This is a genomic window from Streptomyces sp. ATLC9, assembly GCF_057196705.1.
Genome location: NZ_JBXUOY010000176.1, coordinates 1 through 11,469, shown reverse-complemented (window position 1 = coordinate 11,469; position 11,469 = coordinate 1). Strand labels below are relative to the sequence as shown.

Genomic DNA, 11,469 nt, shown 5'->3' with positions numbered 1-11,469 from the left:
GCGGACCCCGCGCGCCACATCGAGCGCACGGTGGTCCGCGGCGACCGCGAACTGGACCCGCACATGGCGGCCGGGGCCCGCGCCCGTTCCGTCGCCGGGGCCGGTGTCCGTGGTCCGCAGCGCCCGGGCCGCGCCTCCCAGCTCGGGAGCCAGGCGCACCACACCCGGAACGGCCAGTGCCGCGGCGCCCACCGCCGTTTCGGCCTCCCCGGTGTCCTGGGCCCTTCCGCCGTCGGCCCGCTCCCCGGAGGGCTCCTCCGGCGGGGGTTCCTCGTTTGGCCCCTCCAGCAGCCCGGTGATCCGCAGGTCGACCGCCGCCACCACCAGCCCCAGGCGGCTCTCCGCCGCCTCGGCCAGGACCGAGCGCAGCCGCTCGGCCGCCGCCTGCAGCGGTTCCTCCGCACCGGCCTCGAACTCCGCGGAGATCCCGACCGGACCGGGCGGGAGCGCGCTGGGCGGCATCGGCACGGCCGGTTCCCCGGCCGTGCCGGACCCGGCCGGGGAGAGCCGCAGTGTGCCCGGCCGCACCCCCGGCAGCCCGTTCGCAGCCTGCCGCAGTACACCGGCCGCGGCCCGCTCCGCGATCCAGGCGCCGTCCTCCGCTCCGCCCAGCGGGAGCAGACGTCCGAAGCCGATCTGCCGTCGTACCGCCTGAGCCAACCGGTCCGTGGCCATGGTCAGCGCTCCTCTCCAGGGTTCTCCACCAACGGTGCCCAGCCTTGCGCCAAAGGCTTCGCACGGTCGCCCGCTTCCTCCGCGTGGCGGTGCACCCATGAGGCGAAAGCGGGTGAACGTGATTAGCGTGGATGTATCGGAACGAATAATCCCGTACCGAGGGCAAGAGGTGACGGAAATGACGGAGGCCACCCAGCAGGACCGCTCAGGTCCTCCCGGCGGACGGCTCGGCGAGGGGCGGGGCGCGAGCGACCCGCGGGTCCGCGGGAAGACCACGATCGCCGACGGCGTGGTGGAGAAGATTGCCGGAATGGCGACCCGCGAGGTCGACGGCGTCCACGCGATGGGCGCGGGCATGAGCCGGACCTTCGGCGCGGTGCGAGACCGCGTCCCCGGCGGCGGTGGCGGTCCGTCCGTCACGCGGGGGGTGAAGGTCGAGGTCGGCGAGACACAGGCGGCGATCGACCTGGACATCGTGGTCGAGTACGGGGTGTCGATCACCGATGTGGCGAGCGATGTGCGCGAGAACGTCATCGGCTCGATCGAGCGGATGACCGGACTGGAGGTCGTCGAGGTCAATGTCACGGTCGACGACGTCAAGCTGCCGGACGACGAGCAGGGGGAAGAGCAGCCCGAGAGGCCGAGGCTGCAGTAGAGCACCGCTGACCGCAGGGGTTGGGCGGAGCAGGAAGCTGAGGAGCGCACGATGAGCATGGCCGCAGTCGGCTTGATCGCCGGCATGGCGCTGGGCTTCGCCGGATACTTCGGCGGTTTCTGGGCCTTCCTCCTGGTGGCGGTACTGGGCGTGATCGGCTTCGTCGCCGGGCGGATCCTCGACGGCGACCTGGAACCGGGAGAGATCTTCCGCTCCGGCGGCGGACGGCGGTGACCGGTGGCGCAGGAATTCCGCAAGGCGGAGATCTCCTGGGTTCCCGCGGCCGAACGGGGGGCGACGAGGATCGCCGACCGGGTCGTCGCCAAGATCGCCGCACGGGCCGCCCGCGAGGCGCTGGACGAGGACCCCGCGGCGTCCGGGACGCCGCGGGAGGGAAAGGACCCGAGGGCGAAGGTCTCCGTCCACCGCCCTCCCGACCGGGACGGGCTGAACGGCGAGGCCCGGGTGGCCGTCACCGTCGAGCTCCCCTATCCCTGCGACATCGGCGCGCGGTGCGGCGCGGTGCGCGGACGGGTCGCCTCACGGGTGCGGGAACTGGCCGGTATGGCGGTCCGGCAGGTGACCGTCGAGGTGACGCGGCTGCACACGGGACCGTCCGCCGGCCGGGGCGGGGGAAGGGCGCGGTGAGGACACGATGAGTCACGACGCCCGACGGCAGCCGGCCCCGGAGGGCGCCGCCGACGGGGACCCGGACGGCGGGGCGCCGCCCGTCGAGGGGGCCTTCGACGCGGACCGCCGCCCGGACGGCGGCACCTCGGTCGGGAGTGGTGGAAGCACCCGGCGCTTCTGGTCGGCGCGGCGGGTGCCGGCCGCGATCACGGCACTCGTCCTGGCCGTCGTGGCGGCCGCGCTGCTGTACGAGGCCGTCGCCGCGAGCATCGACAAGTCCCCCTCCGCATGGCGGCGCGAGATCACCGCGGACCTGGCCGCCCGCCCGCTCGACGACCCCTGGGCGATCACCGGCGCGGCGCTCGCGGCCCTGCTGGGACTGTGGCTGGTGGTGCTGGCGGTCACCCCCGGGCTGCGCGGTCTGCTGCCGATGCGCGGCGTCGTCTCCCACGGGATCCGGATGCGCGCCGGACTGGAGCGGTCCGCCGCCGAGGCGGTGCTGCACGACCGGCTGCTGGACGTGCCCGGGGTCCGGTCGGTCCGGGTGGACACCGGACGGCGCCGGACCAGGGTGCGGGCACGGGCACACTTCCGGCCCCTGGGCGAGGTGCGGGGAGATCTGGACAGAACCCTGGAGGACGGTGTGCGCCGGCTCGGGCTCGCCCGGAGGATGCGGCGGTCGATCCGGGTGCGGCGCCCGAAGAAGGGCTGAGGAAGGGCGAGGTGGACCGGATGCTCACGGTGGCGAACCGGATCCTGCTGGGGCTGCTGGGACTGGCCCTGCTGGTGCTGGGCCTGGCGGCCCTGCTGGGCGGACTCGACCTCCAGCGGCGCTGGGGCTTCGATCTGCCCTGGAACCCGCCCTGGGACGGGCCCGAGGAGGTGCTGCTCGGCCGCGGGGAACCCGCCTGGTGGCGGGAAGCGGACTGGTGGCGGTGGCTCCTGGCGATCGGCGCCCCGGCCGCCGTGCTCCTGCTCGCACTGTGGTGGCTGTCGGCGCAGCTGTGGAGGCAGCGGCCGGACACGGTGCTGGTCGACAGTGGTGACGGTTACGGCGCCCTGGTGGGGACGCGGACCCTGGAGGACGCCATGGCCGAGGAGGCCGGGACCCTGCCCGGCGCGGAACGGGTCCGGGTGAGGCTGGGCCGCCGCCGCTCCGGGGTACGGGCCCGGGTCGCACTGGCGGTGGCCGCTCACGCGAGCCCGGCCGAGATCCTCCAGCGCCTGCGGGACGAGGCGCTGGAGCACGCCCGTGACTCGGCGGGACTGGACGAGCTGACCGCGGAGGTCCGGCTGCGTCCGGCGCGGCGGCGAGGCGGGGCGACGGGCTGAGACGTCCCCGCCCCACCGCCGCGCCCCGCCCGCGTTTCCTCCACGGCCCGCCCGTTCCCCGTCCGGTGCGGGACGCCCGGCGGGCGTGGTCAGAAGCCGCGGCGGGCGCCGCCGTCGACCGGGAGCATCACACCGGTGAGGTACGACGCGGCGGGGGAGAGCAGGAACGCCGCCGCCCTGCCGAACTCCTCCGGGGTGCCGTAGCGGCGCAGTGGGATCGAGGCCGAGCTCCGCTCGCGGGCGGCGTCGGCGTCCCCGGTCATGGCGTCCAGGCCGCGCACCCGGTCGGTGTCGATACGGCCCGGAAGCAGCCCGACGACCCGGATGCCGCGCGGTCCCACCTCGTCCGCCAGCGACTTCGCGAAACCGGCCAGCCCCGGCCGTAGTCCGTTGGAGACCGTCAGACCGGGGATCGGCTCGTGCACCGATCCGGAGAGGACGAAGCCGATCACCCCACCCTCGCCCAGCCGCGCGGCCGCGGTGCGGGCCAGCCGCACCGCGCCGAGGAAGACCGTCTCGAAGGCCGACTGCCACTGGTCGTCGGTGACCGTCTCATGGGAGCCGGCCGGTGGTCCGCCGACGCTGATCAGCACCCCGTCCAGACGCCCGTGGCGCTCGTGGGCCTCCGTCACCAGCCGGTCGGCCGCGGCCGGATCGGCGTTGTCCGCCACCATGCCGAAGGCGTCGCCGCCCAGCCGTTCGGCGGCCTCGGTCACCGTCTGCCCGCTCCGGCCGGTGACGATCACCTTCGCGCCGTCGGCGACCAGTTCCCCGGCGGCGGCGAAGCCCAGCCCGCGAGTGGCGCCGGTGACGAGGTACACCCTGTCCTGCAGTCCGAGATCCATGGGGGTCAGTCTGCCGGTCGGTCCGCCGTTCCGGCAGCGGAGGGGGTCGGAACGGCGGACCGGCCGGCCGCGGTGGGCTCCGTGCCGGCGGCGCCCGCCAGGCGGTCCCGGCGCTCGCGGCGGACCAGCACCACCCAGCCGACGGGAACGGCGGCGGCGAACAGCCACCACTGGAACGCGTACGCCAGATGCGGGCCGATGCCGCTGTGGTCGGGCTCCGGAAGGCGTTCGGGCTGCTCCCCGGAGGACTCCGGCGAGGTCTCCTCCAGGGCGACGTAACCGCCCAGGACCGGCCGGTCCAGCTCCTCGGCCATCCGCGCGCTGTCGATCAGCATCACCTGGCGGGGCGGCAGCCCCCGCTTGTCCTTGACGCCGTTGCCGGCCGTCTCGTCGGCCATCAGCCGCCCGGTCACGGTGATCTCCCCGGAGGGAGGCGCCGGCACCCCGGGGAACTCCGTCAGGTCGTCGCCCGCCGGGATCCACCCGCGGTTGACCAGCACGGCCGTGCCGTCCTCGCGGACCAGCGGGGTCAGGACGTGGTAGCCGATCCTCCGGCCGTCCCCGCCGGTGCGCTGGCGCACGACCGTCTCGCCGCCGGTGTCGTAGACGCCGGTCGCCGTCACCCGGCGGTACCGGTCGGCGTCGGCCGGGCCGCGGCCCGGAGCGGCCAGTTCCCCCACGGGCACCGGATCGGCGGCCAGGCTCCCGGCCACCAGCTCGTTGCGCGCCACTCGGTCCTCGTGTCTGTGGAGCTGCCAGAAGCCGAGTCCGACCATGCCCGGGATCAGCACGAGCGCGATGAGGGTGAGCGCCACCCACTGCCGGGACAGCAGGAAGCGGTACGCGGAAGCGGAGGGTGCGGACGATACGGGTGGCACGGTCATCGACCGTACCCCGCCGGTCGTCATTCCCCCGGGGCGGGGGCCACCTCCCGCAGCAGCTGGGTGAAGGCCGCCTCGTCGATCACCGGGGTGCCGAAGGCGCGTGCCCTGGCGACCTTGGAGGTGCCGGAGCCGGGGTCGTTGGTGACCAGGAGGCTGGTGAGCCGGGAGACGCCGCTCGCGATGTGGAGTCCGGCCTCGGTCGCCCGGTCCTCCAGCAGCTCCCGGTCCACGGAGGTGTCCCCGGAGATCGCCACCCGCATCCCCTGGACCAGCGGCTTGCCCGGCTCGTACCGGCCGGGGTTGGGATACGGACACGAGGGGCGCCTGCGCGAGGGGCGCCAGCCGCCCGCGTAGGGCCGCGTGTCCCGCCCGCCGGCGGCGGCGGAGGAGGGGCCCGGGGAGACGGCGGAGTCGGTCCACTCGGTCAGCGACCGGCAGGCCAGCAGGGGCAGGCGTATGCGGTCGGCGGCCGCCAGGTGCAGGCTCGGCCGGAAGGCCTCGGCCAGCACCCGGGCGTGGGCCCCCCGCGGGGGTGCCCGGCGCTGGACGACGCCGTAGTGCGCGGCGAGGGTCTCCAGCCGGTGGTTGGCCAGCGGCAGGTCCAGTTCCTTGGACAGGGCGATGGTGCACAGTCGCTGCCGCACGGGGACCGGCAGCCGGGCGCGGGCGTACTCCCGGGCGATCATCGACCAGTCGAAGACCGCGTTGTGCGCGACCAGTACCCGGCCCCGCAGCCGCTCGCCGAACTCCTCGGCGATCTGCGGGAAGAGCGGGGCGTCGGCCAGCATCTCGCTCGTCAGCCCGTGTATCCAGGTCGGCCCGGGATCCCGCTGCGGGTTGACCGGGGTGTACCAGTGGTCGATCACGTCGCCCCGTGCGTCCAGCCGGTAGACGGCCGCGGAGACTATGCGGTCGTCCCGGGCGAGCCCCGTGGTCTCCACGTCCACCACCGCGTAGGCGTCGGGGTATTCGGTGGGCCAGGCCGGGGTGCTGGGCTGCGCTGCGGGCCGCGCTTGGGCCGCCGACTGGTCATCGAGCATGGTTCCAGAGAATACGGGCCGACACTGACACCCTCGCATCACCGCGGCTCACCCCGTGTGAGCGGACTGCTGACGGGCCGTCTCGCATACTTGTCGGTAACAGACCCTGGCCGCCGTTCCCGGGTGGCTCTACGGTGCTTTCATGCCAAGCGTGCCGAACCTCCCCGACGTCGTGCTGTGGTCCGTACCCGCCTTCCTGCTGCTGACGGCCCTGGAGATGGTAAGCCACCGCCTGCGTCCCGAGGAGCCGGGCAGCCCCGTCGCGGGCTACGAGGCCAAGGACACCGCCACCAGTCTCTCCATGGGCCTGGGCAGCCTCTTCTTCGACGCCCTGTGGAAGATCCCGATCGTGGCGGTCTACTCGGCCGTCTACGCGCTCACCCCGCTGCGGATCCCCGTCGAATGGTGGACGCTGCTGCCGATGCTCCTCGCGCAGGACTTCTTCTACTACTGGTCCCACCGCGGCCACCATGTCGTCCGCGTCCTGTGGGCCTGCCACGTGGTGCACCACTCCAGCCGGAGGTTCAACCTCACCACCGCGCTGCGCCAGCCCTGGACGTCCCTGACCGGCTGGCCGTTCTACCTGCCGCTGATCTTCCTGGGCATGCACCCGGCCGTGCTCGCCTTCTGCCACTCGGTCAACCTGGTCTACCAGTTCTGGATCCACACCGAGCGGATCGGCAGACTGCCGGGGCCGGTCGAGTACGTGTTCAACACGCCCTCGCACCACCGGGTCCACCACGCCTCCCAGGGAAGCTACCTGGACCGCAACTTCGGCGGGATCCTCATCGTGTGGGACCGGCTCTTCGGTTCCTTCGCGCCCGAGACCGAGCCATGCGTCTACGGGCTGACCAAGAACATCGACACCCACAACCCGCTGCGCGTGGCCACCCACGAGTACGTGGCGATCGCCCGGGACCTGCGGGCGGCGCGCGACTGGCGCGAGGCCTCCGGGCGGCTCTTCCGCGGTCCCGGCTGGCAGCCGGGACCGCGCGGACCGGTTCCCGGCCCGCCGGGGGCGGCGGAAGCGCCGGAAGCGGTGGGAACGGCCGGAGCCGCGCGGGAGACGGGAGGGGGGGGGGGGCGCCCCGCCCGCCCCCCCCCCGCCGCGTGGCGGTCGCCCGGCCTACTCGACGGCGTCCAGGGCGTCGACGATGCCGTAGCCGTAGAAGCCGTTGACGCGCTTGCCGCCCTCGCAGGTGGAGTCCTCGACGCCGTTGCCGTCCGGGTCGTAGGTCTCCGGGCAGCCGGGGTTGTCCGCCTGCGCCTTCATCATGAGCTGGAGCATCGCCGGGCTCGCCCAGGGGTGCCTGCTCTTGAGCAGCGCCGCCACGCCCGCGACGTGCGGGCTGGCCATCGAGGTGCCCTGCAGGAAGGCGTAGGAGTCGTTCGGCATGGTCGACAGGATCCGGCCGTTGCCCGACGGGGTGTCCGGGATCTGGAACCGGTCGCCGCCCGGCGCCGCCACGTCGGCGACGCGGTGCCCGTAGCTGGAGTAGTACGACTTCAGGTCCTGCACACCCGTGGCCGTGACCGTCACCACACCCGGCAGCTGGGTGGGCAGGTCCAGGCACTCGGACGGGTCGATGGTGCGCTCGACCGGCGTGGTGTCGTTCGGGCTGGAGGCGTCGAGGATCGCGTCGGAGGCGAGGTCGTGGTTGGAGTTGCCCGCCGAGGCGATGTGCAGCGTGCCCCCGCGCTCGGCGTAGCGCGAGGCCCTGCGGAGCGCCTCCACGACCGCGCCCTGGTCGGCGTCGTCCTCGCAGTTGTACAGGTACGGGTCGACGTAGTAGCTGTTGTTGGTGATCTCCACGCCCTTGTCGGCCGCGAAGACGAACGCGCAGATCACCGCCTCCGGGTAGAAGAGGCTGGTGTCGGGCTCGCTCACCTTGATGGAGGAGACCTTCACGCCCGGCGCCACGCCCGCCACGCCGACGCCGTTGCGCGCCGCGGCGATGGAGCCCGCGACGTGCGTGCCGTGGTAGTCGCCGTCGGTGTACGGGCGCCAGGCGCCCTCGGAGGTGTCGGCCACGCCGCCGACGCAGTTCGCCGACTGGCGCGCCGAGAAGTTCGGGGCCAGGTCCGGGTGGGTGTCGTCCACACCGGTGTCGATGACCGCGACGGTGACCTTGTCGCTGCCCGGGTTGACCTTCGCGGCCTCGTCCGCGCGGATGGCGCGCAGGCCCCACAGGTCGGCCTCCATCGGCTCGCCCTCGGAGGCGGCCGTGGCCGCGCTGGTGCGGGCCGCCTCCGCCACGTACTGCGGGGCGCCGACCTCGGTTGTGCCCGCGGCCTTGAGCGGCGCGGTGCGGGTGGCGCCGGCGGAGTGCACCCCGCGTACCCCGCGCATCCGCTCCGCGAAGCCGGAGTCCGCCGAGTGGGCGACTATCACGCCGATCTTGCGGTGGGTGACGACGACGGTCCCACCCGCCTTGGCTATCTCCCGCTCCACCCGCCGGATCGTGCCCGGGTGGGAGGAGGTGTTGACCACGTACGACAGCTGCTCGCCGTCCGCGGCCGCCGTCACGGCGGCCGGGGCTCCGGTCTCCTGGGCCAGCGCCGTGCCGGCGCCGGGCAGCAGGGCCAGGGAGGCGGTCAGCGCCAAACCGACCGGCACCGCGACGGCGCGGCGACGGCTGGAGGGTCTCGATGCCATGGGTTCTCCGTGTCTGTGTGAACGCAGGGGTTCTCAACAACTCGTCCGGTTATCGGATTTGACCGTACGGATGTATGACGACGGAAGCTATCGCTCATACGGGGGAAGCGGCAATGGTGGAACTCCCCATCGAACACCGAACCACCGTTCCCGACGTGGCGTCCGGCGAGCGGCACGGGTGTCGCGTACGCTGCGGGGCAGATGTCCAACCGTGGGAGGGTGCTGTCGGCATGCTGCTGGACACCTACGGCCGGGTCGCCACCGATCTGCGTGTGTCGCTCACCGACCGGTGCAATCTGAGGTGCACCTACTGCATGCCGGAGGAGGGTCTTCGGTGGCTCGCCAAGCCCGAGCTGCTCACGGACGAGGAGATCGTCCGCCTGGTCCGCGTCGCCGTGACCCTGCTCGGTGTGGAGGAGGTGCGCTTCACCGGGGGCGAGCCGCTGCTGCGCCCCGGGCTGGTGGGCATAGTCGAGCGCTGCGCCGCCCTGGAGCCGCGTCCGACACTGTCGCTGACGACCAACGGCATCGGCCTGGAGCGCACCGCCGGAGCGCTGCGCGCGGCCGGGCTGGACCGGGTCAACGTCTCACTGGACACCCTCGACCCCGAGGTCTTCCACCGGATGACCCGCCGCAGGCGCCATGCCGACGTCCTGGCCGGCCTGGCGGCCGCCCGCGAGGCGGGACTCTCCCCCGTCAAGGTCAACGCGGTACTGATGCCGGGCCTCAACGAGGGGGAGGCCCCCGACCTGCTCTCCTGGGCCGTCGAGCACGCCTACGAACTGCGCTTCATCGAGCAGATGCCGCTGGACGCCCAGCACGGCTGGCGCCGCGAGGGCATGATCACCGCGGGCGACATCCTCACCTCCCTGCGTACCCGCTTCTCCCTCACCCCGGAAGAGGAGGAGAGCCGGGGTTCGGCGCCCGCCGAGCGCTGGATCGTCGACGGCGGCCCGCACCGCGTCGGCGTGATCGCCTCCGTGACCAGGCCCTTCTGCCGGGCCTGCGACCGCACCCGGCTGACGGCCGACGGCCAGGTCCGCACCTGTCTTTTCGCCCGCGAGGAGTCGGACCTGCGCGGCGCCCTGCGCGCGGGCGCGGACGACGCCGAGATCGCACGGCTGTGGAAGGCGGCGATGTGGGGCAAGAAGGCCGGCTCGGGCCTGGACGACCCGGCCTTCCTCCAGCCGGACCGTCCGATGTCAGCGATCGGCGGCTGACCCCTTCGGCCCCTCCCGGTCCGCACCGCCCTCCCACTCGGCGAGGGCCACCACGTCCTTCAGGAAGCCCCGCATCCCCAGGAACCGCGACAGGTGCTCACGGTGCTCCTCGCAGGCCAGCCAGGTCTTGCGGCGCTCCGGGGTGTGCAGCTTGGGGTTGTTCCAGGCCAGCACCCACACGGCTGCCCCACGGCAGCCCTTGGCGGAGCAGACGGGGACGGCGGTCTCGGGCGGGCAGGCGGTCACGGGATCGGTCACCACCCCATCCAAACACGGCGACGCCGGGCAGCCACGGGGGGAGCCGCCCGGCGTCGGTCTGTCGCTCCGACGGGGGGTGCGGAGCGTGTACGCAGTATGGCACGCGCACCCGGCGGCAGGGGACCGGAACAGCGCGATTGATCTGAGGTTTTCCTGAGCTTCCGGGCCGAGGGGATCAGTCGCGCCGGCCGGGGCCCGGACGGCTCGGCTCCTGTCCGGGTTCCGGCCGCCGGTACTCGCGGCCGCCCGGGCCCTGCTCACGGTCCGGTTCCGGCCCGCGCCCCGGCTCCCGGGCCTCCTCCGGTACCTCCGGCTCCGGTGGCTCCTGCCGTATCGTGCGAGCCCGCGGCCCGGACTCCCCCTCCCCGGCGTCCGCCGGCCCCAGCGCCCGCCGGGGCGGTGCGGGGACGAAGGAGTCGGGGAGCGCGGGAGTGTTCTCCCGTCCCGCGTTGGCGATCACCACCGCCACATACGGCAGGGTCGCGCCGAGTACCAGGGCTGCCACGGCGAGCGGGCGCTGCACGTTCCACAGCACCACGGTCAGCAGGACCGCCGCGGTGCGCACCAGCATCGAGATCACGTAGCGCCGCTCCCGGCCCCGGACGTCCTCCGCCAGCCCCTGACGGGCTCCGGTGATCCGGAAGACCTCGGGACCGCGCTGCCTGTGCCTCACACTCACCACCTGCTCCTGCGGCCGGTTTCCGGGAGCGTTCCCGCCTGGTTCCCGGCCTTTTCCACACTACGCCCCGACTCCGCCGCATACGACGCCGGGTGGAGGGCACCCGATGCGCCGGGGACGGCCCTCGCCCGGGCGGCTCAGCGGCCGCACGGGCGGGCGGCGTCCCACCGCACGAACCGAACGCGCTGTGCACGGAGCGCTCCGCACGAGGAGGCGACATGAGCTGGTTGTGGGCGATCGTCGTGGGTCTGGTCCTGGGTGTGCTGGCCCGCGCCATCCTTCCCGGCAAGCAGAACATCCCGCTGTGGCTGACCGCCATCTTCGGGATCATCGGCAGTGTCATCGGCAACGCCGTGGCCGGCGGGATCGGCGTGGAGGACACCGCGGGCATCGACTGGATCCGGCACCTGCTCCAGCTTGCCGGTGCCGTGCTGGTCGTCGCGCTGGGCACGCCCCTGTACGTCAAGATCAGGGGAGGCGACAGGCGGACGGCCTGACGGGGCGGACCGGTCCGCGGGCGGGGGGGGGGGGGGCCGCCCCCCCCCCCCCCCCCCCCCCGGCCGGCCCCCCGGCTCGCGCCCCGCCCGCGGGCCCG

General features: G+C 73.8%; 14 protein-coding genes and 1 pseudogene. 8 read left to right on the top strand and 7 right to left on the bottom strand.

The features are described from left to right. Positions 1 to 675: nucleopolyhedrovirus P10 family protein (locus tag AC2CJA_RS18050; RefSeq protein ID WP_484603728.1), on the bottom strand; the 675-nt coding region annotated here is incomplete at its 3' end. A 178-nt stretch (positions 676 to 853) separates the two neighbouring features. On the opposite strand from AC2CJA_RS18050, the gene AC2CJA_RS18045 reads away from it, so the two are divergent. Genes AC2CJA_RS18045 through amaP form a run of 5 tightly spaced genes read left to right on the top strand, consistent with a single transcriptional unit; the run spans position 854 to position 3,292 of the window. Continuing rightward, the gene (locus tag AC2CJA_RS18045) at positions 854 to 1,330 is read left to right on the top strand and encodes an Asp23/Gls24 family envelope stress response protein (RefSeq protein WP_484603727.1); all 477 of its coding nucleotides are present in this window, start codon (positions 854 to 856) and stop codon (positions 1,328 to 1,330) included. Positions 1,331 to 1,381: 51 nt separating this feature from the next. Next, positions 1,382 to 1,564, top strand: a complete 183-nt coding sequence (locus AC2CJA_RS18040; RefSeq protein WP_484603726.1) for a hypothetical protein — start codon at positions 1,382 to 1,384, stop codon at positions 1,562 to 1,564. A gap of 3 nt (positions 1,565 to 1,567) precedes the next feature. Beyond that, on the top strand, positions 1,568 to 1,978 hold the full coding sequence (locus tag AC2CJA_RS18035) for an Asp23/Gls24 family envelope stress response protein (protein WP_484603725.1): 411 nt from the start codon (positions 1,568 to 1,570) through the stop codon (positions 1,976 to 1,978). Positions 1,979 to 1,985: 7 nt separating this feature from the next. Continuing rightward, positions 1,986 to 2,672, top strand: coding sequence for a DUF6286 domain-containing protein (locus AC2CJA_RS18030; RefSeq protein WP_484603724.1), 687 nt, complete (start codon positions 1,986 to 1,988; stop codon positions 2,670 to 2,672). Positions 2,673 to 2,692: 20 nt separating this feature from the next. After that, the gene (gene amaP, locus AC2CJA_RS18025) at positions 2,693 to 3,292 is read left to right on the top strand and encodes an alkaline shock response membrane anchor protein AmaP (RefSeq protein WP_484603729.1); all 600 of its coding nucleotides are present in this window, start codon (positions 2,693 to 2,695) and stop codon (positions 3,290 to 3,292) included. Positions 3,293 to 3,381: 89 nt separating this feature from the next. Here amaP and AC2CJA_RS18020 read toward each other — a convergent pair whose 3' ends face one another. From AC2CJA_RS18020 to AC2CJA_RS18010, 3 genes are read right to left on the bottom strand one after another with little or no spacing between them, the layout of a single operon-like run. Continuing rightward, a complete protein-coding gene (locus tag AC2CJA_RS18020) occupies positions 3,382 to 4,137 on the bottom strand; it encodes an SDR family oxidoreductase (protein ID WP_484603723.1) in 756 nt (251 codons plus the stop codon). 5 nt (positions 4,138 to 4,142) lie between these two features. Further along, positions 4,143 to 5,015, bottom strand: a complete 873-nt coding sequence (locus tag AC2CJA_RS18015) for an SURF1 family cytochrome oxidase biogenesis protein (protein WP_484603722.1) — start codon at positions 5,013 to 5,015, stop codon at positions 4,143 to 4,145. Between the two features lie 26 nt (positions 5,016 to 5,041). After that, positions 5,042 to 6,061, bottom strand: a complete 1,020-nt coding sequence (locus AC2CJA_RS18010; protein ID WP_484603721.1) for a DEDDh family exonuclease — start codon at positions 6,059 to 6,061, stop codon at positions 5,042 to 5,044. A 142-nt stretch (positions 6,062 to 6,203) separates the two neighbouring features. Here AC2CJA_RS18010 and AC2CJA_RS18005 point away from each other — a divergent pair. Continuing rightward, positions 6,204 to 7,088 (top strand): annotated as a pseudogene (locus AC2CJA_RS18005) (sterol desaturase family protein); the annotation flags it as partial. Positions 7,089 to 7,187: 99 nt separating this feature from the next. Here the strand turns inward: AC2CJA_RS18005 and AC2CJA_RS18000 are convergent. Continuing rightward, positions 7,188 to 8,717 (bottom strand): S8 family peptidase, encoded by a 1,530-nt coding sequence (locus tag AC2CJA_RS18000; protein ID WP_484603720.1) that lies wholly within the window; start codon positions 8,715 to 8,717, stop codon positions 7,188 to 7,190. Between the two features lie 230 nt (positions 8,718 to 8,947). Here AC2CJA_RS18000 and moaA point away from each other — a divergent pair, with 230 nt between their 5' ends. After that, positions 8,948 to 9,937, top strand: a complete 990-nt coding sequence (gene moaA / locus AC2CJA_RS17995) for a GTP 3',8-cyclase MoaA (RefSeq protein ID WP_484603719.1) — start codon at positions 8,948 to 8,950, stop codon at positions 9,935 to 9,937. On the opposite strand, the gene AC2CJA_RS17990 is transcribed toward moaA, so the two are convergent. Beyond that, a complete protein-coding gene (locus AC2CJA_RS17990; RefSeq protein WP_484603718.1) occupies positions 9,920 to 10,198 on the bottom strand; it encodes a hypothetical protein in 279 nt (92 codons plus the stop codon). The genes moaA and AC2CJA_RS17990 overlap by 18 nt on opposite strands. A 172-nt stretch (positions 10,199 to 10,370) precedes the next feature. Next, complete coding sequence (locus AC2CJA_RS17985; RefSeq protein WP_484603717.1) at positions 10,371 to 10,877, bottom strand: DUF3099 domain-containing protein; 507 nt, start codon at positions 10,875 to 10,877, stop codon at positions 10,371 to 10,373. Between the two features lie 215 nt (positions 10,878 to 11,092). Between AC2CJA_RS17985 and AC2CJA_RS17980 the strand changes: the two genes are divergently transcribed. Continuing rightward, the gene (locus tag AC2CJA_RS17980) at positions 11,093 to 11,371 is read left to right on the top strand and encodes a GlsB/YeaQ/YmgE family stress response membrane protein (RefSeq protein WP_484603716.1); all 279 of its coding nucleotides are present in this window, start codon (positions 11,093 to 11,095) and stop codon (positions 11,369 to 11,371) included. The last annotated feature ends 98 nt before the right edge of the window (positions 11,372 to 11,469 follow it).

Bases quoted from the DNA above. Each gene is read 5' to 3' on its own strand.
- AC2CJA_RS18045 (WP_484603727.1), top strand. From the start codon at position 854: ATGACGGAGGCCACCCAGCAGGACCGCTCAGGTCCTCCCGGCGGACGG.
- AC2CJA_RS18040 (WP_484603726.1), top strand. From the start codon at position 1,382: ATGAGCATGGCCGCAGTCGGCTTGATCGCCGGCATGGCGCTGGGCTTC.
- AC2CJA_RS18030 (WP_484603724.1), top strand. From the start codon at position 1,986: ATGAGTCACGACGCCCGACGGCAGCCGGCCCCGGAGGGCGCCGCCGAC.
- amaP (WP_484603729.1), top strand. From the start codon at position 2,693: ATGCTCACGGTGGCGAACCGGATCCTGCTGGGGCTGCTGGGACTGGCC.
- AC2CJA_RS18020 (WP_484603723.1), bottom strand. From the start codon at position 4,137: ATGGATCTCGGACTGCAGGACAGGGTGTACCTCGTCACCGGCGCCACT.
- AC2CJA_RS18010 (WP_484603721.1), bottom strand. From the start codon at position 6,061: ATGCTCGATGACCAGTCGGCGGCCCAAGCGCGGCCCGCAGCGCAGCCC.
- AC2CJA_RS18000 (WP_484603720.1), bottom strand. From the start codon at position 8,717: ATGGCATCGAGACCCTCCAGCCGTCGCCGCGCCGTCGCGGTGCCGGTC.
- moaA (WP_484603719.1), top strand. From the start codon at position 8,948: ATGCTGCTGGACACCTACGGCCGGGTCGCCACCGATCTGCGTGTGTCG.
- AC2CJA_RS17980 (WP_484603716.1), top strand. From the start codon at position 11,093: ATGAGCTGGTTGTGGGCGATCGTCGTGGGTCTGGTCCTGGGTGTGCTG.